This window comes from Aeromicrobium senzhongii (genome assembly GCF_014334735.1).
Taxonomy (GTDB): domain Bacteria; phylum Actinomycetota; class Actinomycetes; order Propionibacteriales; family Nocardioidaceae; genus Aeromicrobium; species Aeromicrobium senzhongii.
Genome location: NZ_CP060587.1, coordinates 1,849,393 through 1,866,106, shown reverse-complemented (window position 1 = coordinate 1,866,106; position 16,714 = coordinate 1,849,393). Strand labels below are relative to the sequence as shown.

Below are 16,714 nucleotides of genomic sequence, written 5' to 3'. Positions count from 1 at the left end.
CGTCGTCGGTTGATCATCAGTTCAGCGTCACGCGCACTCGTCCAGCGCCGGCGCGTCGCCCGCCTCGGCGCCACCCTTGCCGAGCGTGGCGTCGAACGCCTTCTCCCACGAGCCGTCCTCGAAGGCGCTGGTCAGCGTCTCGTTGACGAACTCGCACAGCTCGGGGTGGTCCTTGCCGTAGCCGATGCCGTAGCGCTCCTCGGAGAAGGGCTCGCCCACGACCTTGAGCTTGTCCGGGTTCTCGGCGGCGTAGCCCAGCAGGATGGCCGCGTCGGTGGTGACCGCGTCGACCGAGCCGTTCTCGAGCTGACGGACGCACTCGGAGTAGGTGTCGAAGCCGGCCGGCGTGGCGCCGAACTGCTCCTCGACGGTCTTGATCGAGGTGGACCCGGTGACCGAGCAGACCTTCTTGCCCTTCAGGTCGTCGGGGCCGTTGATCGAGTCGTCGTCCTTGGCCACGAGCAGGCTCTGACCCGTGACGTAGTACGGACCGGCCTGGCCGACGACCTTGCGGCGGTCGTCGGTGATCGAGTAGGAGGCGATGACGAAGTCGACCGTGCCGTTCTGCAGGAAGGGCTCACGGTTCGCCGAGACGGCCTCGACCCACTCGATGTCGCCGGTCTCGATGCCGAGCTTCGCCGCGAGGATCTTGCCGATCTCGGGGTCGAAGCCGGAGGGGGTGTCCGCCGTGGCGGTCTTGAAGCCGACGCCGGGCTGGTCGAACTTGACGCCGATCTTGACCTTGCCGTCCTTCTGGAGCTCGGCCATGCGCGTGCCGGCCTCGAAGTCCTGCTCCTCGACCTCGACCTCGGGTGCGTCGCCGGCGTCGTCGCTGTTGCCGGCGTCGCCACAGGCGCTCAGCGCCAGCAGCCCGGCGGCGATCACGGCCGCGAACTGTGTCCTTCGTGCTCTCATCTGTCGTCCTTCCCCTTCGGGATCATGATGTTGCGGAAATCAGGAGGGTGCGGGCTGTCAGTGCTTGAGGATCTTGCCGAGGAAGTCCTGGGCGCGATCGCTCTGGGGGTTCGTGAAGAACTCGTCGGGGGTGTTCTGCTCGACGATCCTGCCGTCGGCCATGAAGACGACGCGGTCGGCGGCGGTGCGCGCGAAGCCCATCTCGTGGGTGACGACGACCATCGTCATGCCGCGTCGGGCGAGATCGACCATGGTCTCGAGGACCTCCGAGATCATCTCGGGGTCGAGCGCGGACGTCGGCTCGTCGAACAGCATGACCTTCGGGTCCATGGCCAGGGCGCGGGCGATCGCGACGCGCTGCTGCTGGCCGCCCGACAGCTGAGCCGGCAGCTTGCCGGCCTGGTTGGCCACCCCGACGCGCTCGAGCAGCTCGTGTGCGCGCTGCTCGGCCTCGGCCTTGGGCTTCCCCAGGACCTTGGTCGGACCGAGGGTCACGTTCTCCAGGACGGTCTTGTGGCTGAAGAGGTTGAACGACTGGAACACCATGCCGACCTCGGCGCGCAGCTTCGCCAGCGCCTTGCCCTCCTCGGGCAGCGGAACACCGTCGATCTCGATGGTGCCCTCGTTGATCGGCTCGAGGCGGTTGATCGCCCGGCACAGTGTCGACTTGCCTGATCCGGACGGCCCGATCACGACGACGACCTCGCCGGTGGCGACCTCGAAGTCGATGTCCTGCAGGACGTGAAGGTCACCGAACCACTTCTGGACGCCGCTCATGCGGACCATCGGCGTCGTGCTTGCTCCCATGCCGACTTACCCAACCGTAGGGTCCGGGCGGACGCAACAATTCGCACCGGCGCGTCGCCGACCGCAATCAGATCGAAACCCACGGCGATGGCGGTCGTCCCGGCGAATCCGGGCACCCGCCCCGGCGTCAACGCCGCGCGGTGGCTTCCACTGGGGAAGTAAGTGGACACTTTCGACTGGAATACCGAAGCTCGCACCCTGATGTGCGCGCGGTGGCCGAACTGGCGACGGCGCCGAGGTGTCCATATTTTGGGCGGCCGTTCAAGGTCCACTTTCACCAGTGAAACGTGTGATTATCGCGTCTTGGTCCAGCCGCCGTAGCGAATGCGTAACGCGTGACTTCTACGCTCATGGGCGTGACGCATGAGACGTGTGTCACGTCAGTTCCCTTCGTCGTGAGGACTTCCCTTGAAAACAGTTGCCCTTCGCCGCACCTTGAGTGCGGCGGCCCTCGTCGCGTTGGGGGTCGGCCTGCTGGCCGTACCCGCCAACGCCGACCCCAACATCCCCGAGACGCCCGAGCAGTCGCGCATCCTCGGTGACGCCAGCCGCACGGCCGACGTCACCGCCGAGGACGAGAGCGTCGGGAACCTCGCTCCCGGCACCGGCGTGCCGTACCTGGGAATGGATCCCAAGGCCAAGATGCTCGCCGCCGGCGAGCAGGAGTCCGTCAAGATCGACCTGGTGAAGAACATCGGGTTGCAGCCGGGGCAGACGACGATGTCCAACATGGCGTTCAAGGGCGACTACGCCTTCCAGGGCAGCTACGGCGGATTCGTGGTCTACGACATCAGCAACCCGGAGGACGCCACGGTCGCGGCGAACGTCAACTGCGCCGGCGGCCAGGGCGACATGTCGATCGCCGGAGACCTGCTGTTCTTCTCCGTCGACCAGCCTCGCAACGGGTCGGCGTGCGACGCCGGCTCGATCGCCTCCTCGAGCGCCGACGCGTGGGAGGGCATTCGCATCTTCGACATCAGCGAGCCGACCGCGCCGCAGTACGTCGGCAACGTGAAGGCGCGCTGTGGCTCGCACACGCACACGCTGGTGCCGAACCCCGAGGACGAGGGCTCGGTGTACCTGTACAACGCCGCCTACGACGTCTCGGACACCGCGTTCTACTGCAAGCGCCCGCACCAGCAGCTCGAGATCATCAAGGTGGATCTCGACAACCCGGCCGGCGCGGCGATCGTCAAGGAGTACAAGCCCTGGGACGACGAGAACCCGGCGTTCACCGCTGACGACCGCCCCAACGGCGGCGCCACCACCTCGGCGACGAACGGCTGCCACGACCTGACCGCGTACCCGGAGAAGGGCATCATGGCCGGCGCGTGCATGGGCGACGGCGTGATGTTCGACATCTCCGACCCGCTGAACCCGGTCGTGACGGAGCGTGTCCGCGACGAGAACTACGCCTTCTGGCACACCGCCCAGTTCAGCGACGACGCCAGCAAGGTGATCTTCCAGGACGAACTCGGTGGCGGCAGCAGCGCGACCTGCATCCCGAACACGCCGCAGTACCGCGGTGCGAACGCGGTCTACGCGATCAAGGGCCAGGAGCTGGAGCTGAAGAGCTACTACAAGATCCCGCGTCGTCAGTCGACGTTCGAGAACTGCGTGGGTCACGAGGGCAACATCGTCCAGGTCGCCGACCGGGACGTCCTCGTCCAGGCCTGGTACCAGGGCGGCGCCTCGCTGATCGACTTCACCAACCCGTCCAAAGCCAAGGAGATCGGCTACTTCGATCGCGGGCCGATCGACGCGACGCGCTTGGTGACCGGCGGCTACTGGGCCGTCTACTCGCACAACGGCTACCTCTACGGCAGCGAGATCGCCCGTGGCTTCGACGTCATGAAGCTCCAGGGTGACGAGTTCGCCGACGCGGTCCGGCACCGCCAGGACGTCCGCAACCCCGCGACGCAGCAGACCATCTCCTGGCCGTGGAAGAAGGCGCCGAAGGCTTCGGGCACGCTGCCCGCCGCGTCGGTCTCGCCCGCCAGTGTCCCCGCCGGGGTCGCCACGGACGTCACCGTCTCGCTGCCCGCCGACACGTTCACCTCCGGTGAGTACGTCGACGTGTGGAGTGGGAGCAAGGTCGTCGCCAGCGGCCAGGCCGCCGCGAACGGCTCGGTCGAGCTGACCGTCCCGGTCGCCGCCACCGAGAAGGCGGGCACGAAGTCGCTCGTCGTCCGTGGCGACAGCAAGCTCGACGACGCGCTGTACTCGGCGTCGGTCGAGCTGACGGCCGTCAGCACCACCACCTCGGTGAAGCTGAGCCGTACGTCGCAGGTCTTCGGCTCCACCCCGGCGACCGTCACCGCGACGGTCTCGGGCGCCGGCGCCCAGGGCACCGTGACGTTCCGTGCGGGCAGCACCGTCCTGAAGGCCGGCGTGCCGGTCAAGGGCGGCAAGGCCACGCTGACGCTGCCGAAGACCCTCGCGGTCAAGACGTACGCGATCCGTGCCGAGTTCGTGCCGTCGTCCACCGCGACGACGGGCTCGACGTCCTCGGCGGTCACCCTCAAGGTCGTCAAGGCGACCGCGAAGGTGAAGGTCTCCGCCAAGAAGGTCAAGGCCTCGGCTCGCGCCAAGGTCACGGTGACCGTCAGCGCCAAGGGCACCACGCCGACCGGCAAGGTGACCGTGAAGGTCAACGGCACGTCCGTCAAGGGCACGCTGAAGAAGGGCAAGGTCACCGTGACCCTGCCGAAGCTCAAGGCCGGCAAGCACACGGTCAAGGTCACCTACGCGGGCAGCGCGAAGGTGGCGGGCAAGAGCACCAAGACGACGATCCGGGTCACCAAGTGACCTTGGTTCGTCGAGCTGCTGCCGCGGTGAGCGTCGTTCTGGCGCTCACCGCGGCGGCGGGCTGCTCGGAAGACACCCCCCGTCAGGACGGCCCGGTCGTCCTGCAGCCCGGTGAGGCGGGGGAGGGCAACAAGCGCGTCGACCCCGACGAGGTCGAGACGCCCGCCGACGAGTTCAACGACATCGACCGTGAGTTCGTCGAGATGATGGTCCCGCACCACCACCAGGCGGTCCTCATGGCCGAGCTGGCGAAGACGCGGGCGAAGGACGAGCAGGTCGCCGGGTTCGCGCAGCGGATCGGCGACACGCAGAAGGCCGAGATCGACGTGCTCCAGGCATGGCTCGAGGCCCGCGATCTGCCGACGGCACCGCTCACGCCAAGCGGCGAGCACGCCACGCACATGGACGGCATGCTCACGCCCGAACAGCTCGACGAGCTGGCCGCGGTGAAGGGCACGGCGTTCGACAAGCTCTTCGTCGAGCGCATGATCGCCCACCACCAGGGAGCCGTGGCGATGGCCGACCGGGCGCTCAGCGACGGCACCGAGGCGATCAACCGTGCCTTCGCCGCCGACGTGTCGGCGACCCAGACCGCCGAGATCGAGCGACTGCGCCAGATCCAGAAGACCCTCTGACGGCCCGGGTCCGCCATCGCGGTGGCGGACCCGGCCGCTCAGCGGCCCGCCGGTTCGGTCCGGGCCGGCGTCGGTGCCCACGTACGATGGGACGGTCATGACGAAGACCTATGAAGTCCGTACCTACGGCTGCCAGATGAACGTGCACGACAGCGAACGACTGTCGGGACTGCTCGAGACCGCGGGCTATGCGGCGGCCGAGCAGGGGCAGACGCCGGACCTCGTCGTCTTCAACACCTGCGCCGTGCGCGAGAACGCCGACAACAAGCTGTACGGCAACCTCGGGCACGTCGCGAGCATCAAGGCCAAGAACCCCGGCATGCAGGTCGCCGTGGGCGGCTGCCTCGCGCAGAAGGACAAGGACACGATCACCCGGAAGGCGCCGTGGGTGGACGTCGTCTTCGGCACCCACAACATCGGCTCGCTGCCGGTCCTGCTGGAGCGCGCGAGGATCGCGGAGGAGTCCCAGGTCGAGATCCTCGAGTCGCTCGAGGTCTTCCCGTCGACCCTGCCCGCGAAGCGCGACTCGGTCTTCGCCGCGTGGGTCTCGATCAGCGTCGGCTGCAACAACACCTGCACGTTCTGCATCGTGCCCGCCCTGCGCGGCAAGGAGCGCGACCGCCGGCCCGGCGACATCCTCGCCGAGATCGAGGCACTCGTGGCCGAGGGCGTCGTCGAGGTGACCCTGCTGGGCCAGAACGTCAACAGCTACGGCGTCGAGTTCGGCGACCGCGAGGCGTTCTCCAAGCTGCTGCGCGCCTGCGGGCAGATCGAGGGCCTCGAGCGCGTGCGGTTCACCTCGCCGCACCCGGCCGCCTTCTCCGACGACGTCATCGCCGCGATGGCCGAGACGCCCAACGTCATGCCCCAGCTGCACATGCCGCTGCAGTCGGGCTCGGACCGCATCCTCAAGGCGATGCGCCGCTCCTACCGCCGTGATCGCTTCCTGGGGATCCTCGACCGGGTGCGTGCGGCGATGCCCGAGGCGTCGATCACGACCGACATCATCGTGGGCTTCCCCGGCGAGACCGAGGAGGACTTCCTCGAGACGATGGACGTCGTGCGCCAGGCGCGGTTCTCCAGCGCCTTCACGTTCCAGTACTCCCAGCGCCCCGGCACGCCGGCCGCGGAACTGCCCGACCAGTTGCCGAAGGCCGTCGTGCAGGAGCGCTACGAGCGACTCTCGGCCCTCGTGTCCGAGATCTCGTGGTCCGAGAACCAGCGACTGGAGGGCCAGGTCGTCGAGCTGCTCGTCGCCGACCAGGCCCACGCCGGCGGCCGCAAGGACGCCGAGACCCACCGGATGAGCGGGCGCGCGCGCGACAACCGGCTCGTGCACTTCGTCCCCGGCGACCACGAGGTCCGCCCGGGCGACCTCGTCGTCACGCGCGTCACGAAGGCGTCCCCGCACCACCTGGTCGCCGACGACGAGCCCCTCGAGGTGCGCCGCACCCGCGCGGGCGACGCATGGGAGTCCCGCCAGGGACGCACCTCCGTGACGCCCGGCTCCGTCGGACTGGGCATGCCGTCGATCGGCGTGCCCGCGCCGCTGCCGCCCGCGCCGGCCTGCGCCCCCGCCTGACCCCGTCGTCCCACCGAGAACCTCGCGTCGACGAGGCGGAAGCGGCGAGAAGCGCGCGTATGAGGGGTGCCTCACCCGCTCCGCGCGAAACCTTGAGGTAATCTGAATCTGCTGATGAGGCCAATGTCGTCCTCGCCCAGTGACTTTCCCCTTGGCATCGACGACAGGTTGTTTCATGGACCGTCCGCTCTTCTCCGCCGCGCCCCAGGCGCAAGGCCTCTACGACCCCGCCAACGAGCACGACAACTGCGGTGTCGCCTTCGTGGCGACGCTCACGGGTGTGCCCAGCAACGAGATCGTCCAGCACGGTCTGACCGCGCTGCGCAACCTCGACCACCGCGGCGCCGTCGGCGGCGAGCCGAACACCGGTGACGGTGCCGGCATCCTCATGCAGGTGCCCGACCGCTTCCTGCGCGGCGTCGCCCCGACCGAGCTGCCCGAGTCCGGCCACTACGCCGCCGGCATGGCGTTCCTGCCGCGCGACCGTGCCGACGAGGCCAAGGCCCAGGTCGAGGCCATCGCCGTCGAGGAGGGCCTCGAGGTCCTCGGCTGGCGTGAGGTGCCCGTCGTCCCGCACATCCTCGGCTCGATGGCGTACGCCGCGATGCCGGCCTTCGAGCTGTTCTTCGTGACCACCGCCGACCGCGAGGTGTCCGGGATCGGCCTGGACCGGCTGACCTACGCCGTCAACAAGCGCTCGCACCACGAGGCCGGCGTGTACTTCCCGTCGCTGTCGTCGCGCACGCTCGTCTACAAGGGCATGCTCACCACCGAGCAGCTCGACGTGTTCTTCCCCGACCTGCTCGACGAGCGCATGGAGTCGGCGCTGGCGATCGTGCACAGCCGCTTCTCGACCAACACGTTCCCGAGCTGGCCGCTGGCGCACCCGTTCCGCTACGTCGCGCACAACGGCGAGATCAACACCGCCCGCGGCAACCGCAACTGGATGCGCGCCCGTGAGGCGCTGCTCGAGAGCGACCTGATCCCCGGCGACCTCTCGCGACTGTTCCCGATCTGCAGCCCCGACGGCTCCGACACCGCGTCCTTGGACGAGGTGCTCGAGCTGCTGCACCTGGGTGGTCGCTCGCTGCCGCACGCGGTGATGATGATGATCCCCGAGGCGTGGGAGAACAACGCCGAGATGGATCCGGCCCGCCGCGCCTTCTACGAGTTCCACTCCACGGTCATGGAGGCCTGGGACGGCCCGGCCGCGGTGTGCTTCACCGACGGCACCCAGATCGGCGCGGTCCTGGACCGCAACGGACTGCGCCCGGGCCGTTTCGTCATCACCGAGGACGGCTTCGTCGTGCTCGCGTCCGAGGCCGGCGTCCTGGACATCGACCCGAAGACGATCGTCCGCAAGGGCCGGGTCGAGCCGGGCAAGATGTTCCTGCTCGACCTCGAGGAGCACCGCGTCGTCGAGGACCACGAGATCAAGGCGTCGCTCGCGAACGAGCACCCCTACGAGGAGTGGCTCTACTCGGGCCTCGTGCGCTTCGAGGACCTGCCCGACCTCGAGCACATCGTGCACAACCACGCCTCGGTCGCGCGTCGCCAGCAGGTCTTCGGCTACACCGACGAGGAGGTGCGCAAGCTGGTCGCGCCGATCGCGCGCACCGGCGCCGAGACGATCGGCTCGATGGGCACCGACACCCCGATCGCGGCCCTCTCGGACCGTCCGCGCCTGTTGTTCGACTACTTCAGCCAGCTGTTCGCCCAGGTGACGAACCCGCCGCTGGACGCCATCCGCGAGGAGGTCGTGACGTCGCTGGCCGGCACGATCGGCCCCGAGCGCAACCTGCTCGACCCCACGCCGGCCTCGTGCCGGATGCTGCAGCTGCCGTTCCCGGTGATCGACAGCGACGAGCTGGCCAAGATCCGCCACATGAACCGTGACGGCGACATGCCCGGCTTCAGCGTGCACGTCGTCCGCGGCCTGTACGACGTCCTGGGTGGGGGAGAGGCCCTGGCCCAGCGCCTCGACGAGATCTGCGCCGAGGTGTCGGACGCGATCGTCAACCGCGGCGCGCGCATCATCGTGCTGTCGGACCGTCACTCCAACGTCGACCTGGCCCCGATCCCGTCGCTGCTGCTGACCGGTGCGGTCCACCACCACATGGTCCGCGAGAAGCTGCGCACGCAGGCCGGCCTGCTGGTCGAGGCCGGCGACGTGCGCGAGGTGCACCACGTCGCGCTGCTGATCGGCTTCGGCGCGACCGCGGTCAACCCGTACCTGGCGCTCGAGACGGCGGAGGACCTCGCTCGCGAGGGCGTCTACGTCGAGGGCGTCGACCCCACGAAGGCTGCGCGCAACGTGGCCTACGGCCTGGGCAAGGGCGTTCTCAAGGTCATGAGCAAGATCGGCGTCTCGACGGTCTCGTCGTACACCGGCGCGCAGATCTTCGAGTGCATCGGCCTGTCCCACGAGGTCGTCGACCGGTACTTCACGGGCACCTCCAGCAAGCTCGGCGGCGTCGGCCTGGACGTCATCGCCCAGGAGGTCCACGCGCGGCACCTGAAGGCGTACCCGACCAAGGGCATCGCCAGCCCGCGTCGCCGCCTCGAGGTCGGCGGCGAGTACCAGTGGCGCCGCTTCGGCCCGGAGCACCTGTTCGACCCGGAGACCGTCTTCCGTCTGCAGCACTCCACGCGCACGGGCCGGTACGACGTCTTCAAGCAGTACACGCAGCGGATCGACGACCAGTCCAGCCGTCTCATGACCCTGCGCGGACTGATGAAGTTCAACTCCGACCGCCAGCCGATCTCGATCGACGAGGTCGAGCCGGTCAGCGAGATCGTCAAGCGGTTCTCGACCGGCGCGATGTCCTACGGGTCCATCAGCCAGGAGGCCCACGAGACCCTCGCGATCGCGATGAACCGCCTCGGCGGCAAGTCGAACACCGGTGAGGGCGGCGAGGATCCCGAGCGCCTCTACGATCCCGAGCGCCGCTCGGCGATCAAGCAGGTCGCCTCCGGTCGCTTCGGCGTCACCAGCGAGTACCTGACGAACGCGGACGACATCCAGATCAAGATGGCCCAGGGTGCCAAGCCCGGCGAGGGCGGCCAGCTGCCCGGACCGAAGGTCTACCCGTGGGTGGCCAAGACGCGGCACTCGACGCCGGGTGTCGGTCTGATCAGCCCGCCGCCGCACCACGACATCTACTCGATCGAGGATCTCAAGCAGCTGATCCACGACCTGAAGAACGCGAACCCCTCGGCCCGCGTCCACGTCAAGCTCGTCTCCGAGGTCGGCGTGGGCACGGTCGCGGCCGGCGTCTCGAAGGCCAAGGCCGACGTCGTGCTGATCTCCGGCCACGACGGTGGAACCGGCGCGTCGCCGCTCACGAGCCTCAAGCACGCGGGCGGTCCCTGGGAGCTCGGCCTGGCCGAGACCCAGCAGACGCTGTTGCTGAACGGCCTGCGTGACCGCATCGTGGTTCAGGTCGACGGTCAGCTCAAGACGGGCCGCGACGTCGTCATCGCCGCGCTGCTCGGCGGCGAGGAGTTCGGCTTCGCGACCGCGCCGCTGGTCGTGTCGGGCTGCATCATGATGCGCGTCTGCCACCTCGACACGTGCCCTGTCGGCGTCGCGACCCAGAACCGGTCGCTGCGCGAGAAGTACTCGGGCAAGGCCGAGTACGTCGTGAACTTCTTCGAGTTCATCGCCCAGGAGGTGCGCGAGATCCTGGCCGAGCTGGGCTTCCGCAGCATCGACGAGGCGGTCGGCCACGCCGAGGTGCTCGACGTCCGCGAGGCCGTCGACCACTGGAAGGCCAGCTCGCTGGACCTGACCCGCGTCCTGTACGTGCCCGAGCTGCCCGAGGGCGCCTCGTTGCGCTGCACGACGAAGCAGGAGCACGGCCTGGACCGCGCCCTCGACGTCGAGCTGATCGCCCTGGCCGGCGACGCGCTGGAGAAGGCCGAGCCGGTCCGCGCGCAGCTCGAGATCCGCAACGTCAACCGCACCGTCGGCACGATGCTCGGTCACGAGGTGACCAAGCGATACCGCGGTGAAGGGCTGCCGGACGACACCATCGACATCACGTTCCTGGGGTCGGCCGGCCAGTCGTTCGGTGCGTTCGTCCCGCGCGGCATCACGCTGCGCCTCGAGGGCGACGGCAACGACTACGTCGGCAAGGGACTCTCGGGGGGCCGCATCATCGTGCGGCCGCCACGCGAGTCGCAGTTCGCCGCCGAGGCGCAGATCGTCGCCGGCAACGTCATCGGCTTCGGTGCCACCGGCGGTGAGATCTTCCTGCGCGGCAAGGTCGGCGAGCGGTTCTGCGTGCGCAACTCGGGTGCCACCGCGGTCGTCGAAGGCGTGGGCGACCACGCGCTCGAGTACATGACCGGCGGCCGCGTGGTCATCCTCGGGCCGACGGGGCGCAACGTCGCCGCCGGCATGAGCGGTGGCTCGGCGTACGTGCTGGATCTCGACCCCGACGTGGTCAACCCCGAGATGGTCGAGCTGCGACCGGTCCCGGAGACCACGGGAGTCGAGTTGGAGGCCATCGTGCGCCGCCACCTGGAGGAGACGGGCTCGGCGGTCGCCGAGCAGCTCCTCCGGGACTGGCCGGCCAGCCTGGCCCGCATCACCGAGATCATGCCGGTCAACTACCGGCGCGTTCTCGAAGCCAAGGCGTCCGCGGAGTCCGAGGGACTCTCCGAGGACGAGACGACTGCACGGATGATGGAGGTGGCCGCACGTGGCTGATCCCCGAGGTTTCATGACCACGCCCCGCAAGGTGGCCGAGCGCCGCCCCGTCGAGGAGCGGGTGAAGGACTGGAACGAGGTCTATCCCGGCGGTGCCGGGCGAGCCCTGCTGCCGATCATCTCGGAGCAGGCCGGGCGCTGCATGGACTGCGGCATCCCGTTCTGCCACCAGGGCTGCCCGTTGGGCAACCTGATCCCCGAGTGGAACGACCTGGTCTGGCGCGACGACTGGGAGGACGCGATCGATCGCCTGCACGCGACGAACAACTTCCCGGAGTTCACCGGGCGGCTGTGCCCCGCGCCGTGCGAGACCGCCTGCGTCGTGGGCATCAACCGCGACCCGGTGACGATCAAGAACGTCGAGGTCTCGATCGCCGACAAGGCGTGGGACATGCACGCCGTCAAGCCCGAGACGCCCGAGTGGCTGACCGGCAAGACGATCGCGGTCGTCGGCTCCGGCCCGGCCGGACTGGCGGTCGCGCAGCAGCTCACGCGCGCCGGCCACACGGTCGCGGTGTACGAGCGTGACGACAAGGCCGGGGGACTGCTGCGGTACGGCATCCCCGAGTTCAAGATGGAGAAGTCGCACGTCGACCGTCGCATCAACCAGATGCAGCGCGAGGGCACCGTCTTCCGCACCGGCGTCGCCGTCGGCGAGGCCATCACCGGTCAGCAGCTGCGTGAGCGGTACGACGCGGTCGTCCTGGCGATCGGCTCGACCGTGCGTCGTGACCTGCCGGCGCCCGGGCGCGAGTTCGAGGGCATCCACCAGGCGATGGACTACCTGCCCCAGGCCAACCGCGTCGCGGTCGGCGAGACGGTCGAGGACCAGATCCTCGCGACCGGCAAGGACGTCGTCATCATCGGCGGCGGCGACACCGGCGCGGACTGCCTGGGCACGGCCATCCGTCAGGGTGCCCGCTCGGTCACCAGCCTGGAGATCATGCCGCGTCCGAGCGAGGAGCGGGCGGACGCCCACCCCTGGCCGACGTACCCGATGGTCTACCGCGTCGCCTCGGCCCACGAGGAGGGCGGCGAGCGGGTCTACGCCGTCAACACGAAGGAGTTCGTGGGCGACGACGGCCACGTGAGCGGTCTGCGGATCACCGAGGTCGAGCTGGTGGACGGTCGCTTCGAGGAGGTCGCCGGCACCGAGCGGGTGATCCCGGCGCAGTTGGTGCTGTTCGCGATGGGCTTCACCGGCCCGCAGCGCGAGGGCGTCGTCGAGCAGCTCGGCGTCGACCTCGACGAGCGGGGCAACATCAAGCGCGACCTGAACTACATGTCCAGTGTCGAGGGGGTGTTCGTCGCCGGTGACGCCGGTCGCGGCCAGTCTCTCATCGTGTGGGCGATCGCCGAGGGCCGTGGAGCCGCCGCCGGCGTCGACGCGTGGCTGACCGGTTCGACCACGCTTCCCACGCCGATTCCGCCGACCGCACGTCCTCTGACGGTGTGACCGGACCGAACCGCGGGTCCTGTGACTCGCGGTTCGGTTCGAGGCAGGGATAGGGTGAGAAGGTGCGTAGAGCCAAGATCGTCTGCACCCTCGGTCCTGCGACCGACACCGCCGAACGCATCCTCGAGCTGGCGATTGCCGGCATGGATGTCGCCCGACTCAACATGAGCCATGGCGAGCAGAGTGAGCAGCTCAAGCGGCTCACCCGGGTTCGCCAGGCCGCTGAGGCGACCGGCAAGGCCATCGCGGTGCTGGCCGACCTGCAAGGCCCCAAGATCCGGCTCGGCCGGTTCTCCGATGGACCCCATGAGCTCAATTTCGGCGACGAGTTCACCATCACCACGCGTGATGTCCCCGGTGACCGCGAAGTCTGCTCCACGACCTACTCGGGCCTGCCCGGTGACGTCCGGGCCGGCGACGAGATCCTCATCGACGACGGCAAGGTGCGTCTGCGCGCCGTCGGGGTGACCGACACCGACGTCGTGACGACCGTCGAGGTCCCCGGCGAGGTGAGCAACAACAAGGGCATCAACCTGCCCGGCGTCAACGTCAGCGTCCCCGCCATGAGCGAGAAGGACATCGACGACCTGCGCTGGGCCCTGCGTGCCGACGTCGACTTCATCGCGCTGTCGTTCGTGCGCAACGCCGAGGACGCGGCCGAGGTTCGCGCGATCATGGACGAGGAGGGCATCCACCGCCCGATCATCGCCAAGATCGAGAAGCCCCAGGCGGTCGAGAACCTCGACGAGATCGTCGACGCGTTCGACGGCTTCATGGTCGCCCGCGGCGATCTGGGCGTCGAGCTCCCGCTCGAGGACGTGCCGATCGTCCAGAAGCTCATCATCGAGAAGGCCCGCCGCAACGCCAAGCCGGTGATCGTGGCCACGCAGATGCTCGAGTCGATGATCTCGGCGCCGCGGCCCACCCGCGCCGAGGCCAGCGACGTCGCCAACGCCGTGCTCGACGGCGCCGACGCGGTCATGCTCTCGGGCGAGACGAGTGTGGGGCGCTTCCCGATCCAGACCGTGCGGATCATGTCGCGGATCGTCGCGTCCACCGAGGACCACGGCCTGCCGCGCATGGCCTCGTTCACGTGGGAGCCCCGCACCACGACGGGCATCATCTGCCGGGCGGCCTCGCAGGTCGCCGAGTCGGTCCAGGCCGAGCTGATGATCGCCTTCACCACGACGGGCGACTCCGCGCGTCGCATGGCGCGCTACCGCTCGTCGATCCCCGTCCTGGCGTTCACGCCGCACGTCCTCGTGCGCAACCAGCTGGCGCTCACGTGGGGCGTCGAGACGTTCCTGACCCCCGAGATCAGCCACACCGACCAGATCGCGCTGCAGGTCGACCGCGAGCTGCTCGGCCAGCAGCGGTGCGAGCAGGGTCGTCGCGTGGTGATCGTGGCCGGGGCGCCTCCGGGAATCCCCGGCTCGACCAACGCGCTGCGCGTGCACAAGATGGGTGACGCGATCAACCGCGTCGTTGCGGCCTACGATCCCGACGAGCTGCCCCCGCCGGTCAGCTGACGCTCGGCGATCCGGGGGACGCCGCCGTGTCAGGACAGGCGCGGTGGCGGGGGCGAACTCGGAGAATCGGCTCCCTCGGGGAGCCATCGGTGCCGAGAGCGGGACTCGAACCCGCACGCCCTTTCGGACAATGGTTTTTGAGACCATCGCGTCTACCATTCCGCCATCTCGGCGCACCGCCGTGCCCGATAACCTTACGGTGTGACCGAATCAGTGCAGTCGACGCCCCCCACGCCGCGTGTCGTCATCGCGGAGGACGAGGCCCTCATTCGGATGGACCTCGCCGAGATGCTGGCCGAGCAGGGCTACGAGGTCGTGGGCGAGGCCGCCGACGGGCAGGCCGCCGTCGACCTCGCGCGTGAGCACCGCCCCGAGTTGGTGATGATGGACATCCAGATGCCCGGCGTGGACGGCATCACCGCCGCGTCCCAGATCGCCGCCGAGCGCATCGCCCCCGTCGTGATGCTGACCGCCTTCAGCCAGCGCGAGCTGGTCGAGCGCGCCAGTGACGCCGGGGCGATGGCCTACCTGGTCAAGCCGTTCACGGCCTCGGACCTGGTCCCGGCGATCGAGATGGCGCGCAGCCGCTACGCCGAGCTGCGGGCGCTCGAGGCCGAGGTGGGCGACCTGCACGAGCAACTGGCCACGCGCAAGGTCGTGGAGCAGGCCAAGTCGGTCCTGCAGGAGACGCTCGGACTGACCGAGGCGCAGGCGTTCCGCTGGATCCAGAAGACCGCCATGGACGTGCGCCTCTCGATGCGCCAGGTGGCCGAGGCCGTCATGGAGAATGGGCCGTCGTTGCAGGGTTGACGACCCAGTGTGACAACGGTTACAAGTTGGCTACGAAACGTTCCAATTACTCAACATGAGAGTTTTTGAAACCTCCGCACACTAGGTTTCATGTCACATCGTGCCGGGCGAACCGACCCGTGCTCGGATTGACTAACACGGAGGATTGATGAAGCGCTCCACCACGACGCTCCGTCTGGCCGCCCTGGCCAGCGCCAGCGCGCTCGTCCTCGCCGCCTGCGGCGGCGGCGACGACAGCTCTGACGACAAAGACAAGGAAGTTGCGAAGGGTGACGGCGAGTTCGTCGTCGGCTCGCTGCTCCCGCAGACCGGCAGCCTCGCCTTCCTCGGCCCGCCGGAGTTCGCCGGCGTCGACCTCGCCGTCAAGGAGATCAACGAGGCCGGCGGTGTGCTGGGCAAGCCCGCCCGCCACGTCAAGGGCGACTCCGGTGACACCGACTCGGGCATCGCGCCCACCGAGACCGACAAGCTGATCAAGGCCGGTTCCGACGTCATCGTCGGTGCCGCCTCGTCCGGCGTCTCCATGACCGTCATCGACAAGATCCTCGGCGCCGGCGTCGTGCAGTACTCGCCCGCCAACACGTCGACCGACTTCGACACCGGCAAGTACGACAAGCCCGACCTGTACTTCCGTACGGCTCCGTCCGACATCCTGCAGGGCGCCGTCATGGCGAACCTGCTGGTCGAGGACAACCGCCAGAACGTCGCGATCCTGGCCCGCCAGGACTCGTACGGCGAGACGCTGGCCCAGGAGGTCAAGAAGGGCCTCGAGGCCGCCGGCTCCAAGGTCGCCGTCACGTCGTTCTACGGCGAGAAGGCCCCCTCGTACGACGCGCAGGTCGACGATGTCGCCGCGGCCAAGCCCGACGCCGTCGTGCTGATCGCGTTCGACGAGACCAAGAAGATCATCCCGCAGCTCGTCGGCAAGGGTGTCGGCCCGCAGGACGTCGCGACGTACTTCGTCGACGGCAACGTGGCCGACTACTCGGGTGACGGTTTCGCTGCGCAGCTCAAGGGCGTCAAGGGCACGGTCCCCGGCGCCGAGGCGGCCGGCGACTTCAAGAAGCGCCTGCTGAGCATCGACCCGAAGCTGAAGGACTACTCCTACGCGGCCGAGTCCTACGACGCGGTCGTCACGTCCGCCCTGGCTGCCATCGCGGCCAAGAACGACTCGGGCGAGGCCGTTGCCTCGGAGCTGGTCGAGGTCACCAAGGGTGGCGAGAAGTGCACGACGTTCAAGCAGTGCGCTGATCTGCTGGCCGACGGCAAGGACATCGACTACGACGGTGTCTCCGGCCCGATCGAGATGGGCGAGACGGGCAGCCCGACGTCCGCCTCCATCGGCATCTACCAGTACAACGGCAAGGGCACGTACGACTCCGTCAAGTACATCGCCGGTGACATCTGAGTCGATGACTCACTGTTGAGGTAGGCAGAAGGGCCCGGGGCATCAGCCCC

At 68.8% G+C, this 16,714-nt stretch carries 10 protein-coding genes and 1 tRNA gene; 8 read left to right on the top strand and 3 right to left on the bottom strand.

The annotated features are described in order from the left end of the window. Positions 1-27 precede the first annotated feature (27 nt). Both H9L21_RS09215 and H9L21_RS09210 read right to left on the bottom strand, forming a co-directional pair. The gene (locus H9L21_RS09215) at positions 28-915 is read right to left on the bottom strand and encodes a glutamate ABC transporter substrate-binding protein (protein ID WP_154594777.1); all 888 of its coding nucleotides are present in this window, start codon (positions 913-915) and stop codon (positions 28-30) included. A 57-nt stretch (positions 916-972) separates the two neighbouring features. After that, positions 973-1,701: an amino acid ABC transporter ATP-binding protein gene (locus H9L21_RS09210; RefSeq protein WP_154596121.1), complete on the bottom strand. Its 729-nt coding sequence runs from the start codon at positions 1,699-1,701 to the stop codon at positions 973-975. Between the two features lie 429 nt (positions 1,702-2,130). On the opposite strand from H9L21_RS09210, the gene H9L21_RS09205 reads away from it, so the two are divergent. The 6 genes from H9L21_RS09205 (at position 2,131) to pyk (ending at position 14,446) form a co-directional block, all read left to right on the top strand. Continuing rightward, the gene (locus tag H9L21_RS09205; RefSeq protein WP_154594778.1) at positions 2,131-4,530 is read left to right on the top strand and encodes an Ig-like domain repeat protein; all 2,400 of its coding nucleotides are present in this window, start codon (positions 2,131-2,133) and stop codon (positions 4,528-4,530) included. A gap of 26 nt (positions 4,531-4,556) precedes the next feature. Further along, the gene (locus tag H9L21_RS09200) at positions 4,557-5,165 is read left to right on the top strand and encodes a DUF305 domain-containing protein (protein WP_154594779.1); all 609 of its coding nucleotides are present in this window, start codon (positions 4,557-4,559) and stop codon (positions 5,163-5,165) included. 97 nt (positions 5,166-5,262) lie between these two features. After that, positions 5,263-6,747 carry a tRNA (N6-isopentenyl adenosine(37)-C2)-methylthiotransferase MiaB gene (miaB, locus tag H9L21_RS09195; protein ID WP_154594780.1) on the top strand — a complete coding sequence of 495 codons (1,485 nt, stop codon included), beginning with the start codon at positions 5,263-5,265 and terminating at the stop codon, positions 6,745-6,747. 175 nt (positions 6,748-6,922) lie between these two features. Beyond that, entirely contained in the window at positions 6,923-11,461 is a 4,539-nt protein-coding gene (gene gltB / locus H9L21_RS09190; RefSeq protein WP_154594781.1) for a glutamate synthase large subunit, read from the top strand. Further along, entirely contained in the window at positions 11,454-12,917 is a 1,464-nt protein-coding gene (locus H9L21_RS09185; protein ID WP_187411402.1) for a glutamate synthase subunit beta, read from the top strand. Before gltB ends, H9L21_RS09185 begins: the two co-directional genes overlap by 8 nt. A gap of 62 nt (positions 12,918-12,979) precedes the next feature. Then, entirely contained in the window at positions 12,980-14,446 is a 1,467-nt protein-coding gene (gene pyk, locus H9L21_RS09180; RefSeq protein ID WP_187411401.1) for a pyruvate kinase, read from the top strand. A 90-nt stretch (positions 14,447-14,536) separates the two neighbouring features. On the opposite strand, the gene H9L21_RS09175 is transcribed toward pyk, so the two are convergent. After that, positions 14,537-14,619 (bottom strand) — tRNA-Leu (locus H9L21_RS09175). Positions 14,620-14,647: 28 nt separating this feature from the next. Between H9L21_RS09175 and H9L21_RS09170 the strand changes: the two genes are divergently transcribed. Further along, positions 14,648-15,256 carry an ANTAR domain-containing response regulator gene (locus H9L21_RS09170; protein WP_255467021.1) on the top strand — a complete coding sequence of 203 codons (609 nt, stop codon included), beginning with the start codon at positions 14,648-14,650 and terminating at the stop codon, positions 15,254-15,256. 148 nt (positions 15,257-15,404) lie between these two features. Next, entirely contained in the window at positions 15,405-16,664 is a 1,260-nt protein-coding gene (locus tag H9L21_RS09165) for an ABC transporter substrate-binding protein (protein ID WP_154594782.1), read from the top strand. Positions 16,665-16,714: the final 50 nt, after the last annotated feature.

Excerpts from the sequence above, each read along its gene's own strand:
- miaB (WP_154594780.1), top strand. The coding sequence starts at position 5,263 with ATGACGAAGACCTATGAAGTCCGTACCTACGGCTGCCAGATGAACGTG.
- H9L21_RS09210 (WP_154596121.1), bottom strand. The coding sequence starts at position 1,701 with ATGGTCCGCATGAGCGGCGTCCAGAAGTGGTTCGGTGACCTTCACGTC.
- H9L21_RS09215 (WP_154594777.1), bottom strand. The coding sequence starts at position 915 with ATGAGAGCACGAAGGACACAGTTCGCGGCCGTGATCGCCGCCGGGCTG.
- H9L21_RS09165 (WP_154594782.1), top strand. The coding sequence starts at position 15,405 with ATGAAGCGCTCCACCACGACGCTCCGTCTGGCCGCCCTGGCCAGCGCC.
- gltB (WP_154594781.1), top strand. The coding sequence starts at position 6,923 with ATGGACCGTCCGCTCTTCTCCGCCGCGCCCCAGGCGCAAGGCCTCTAC.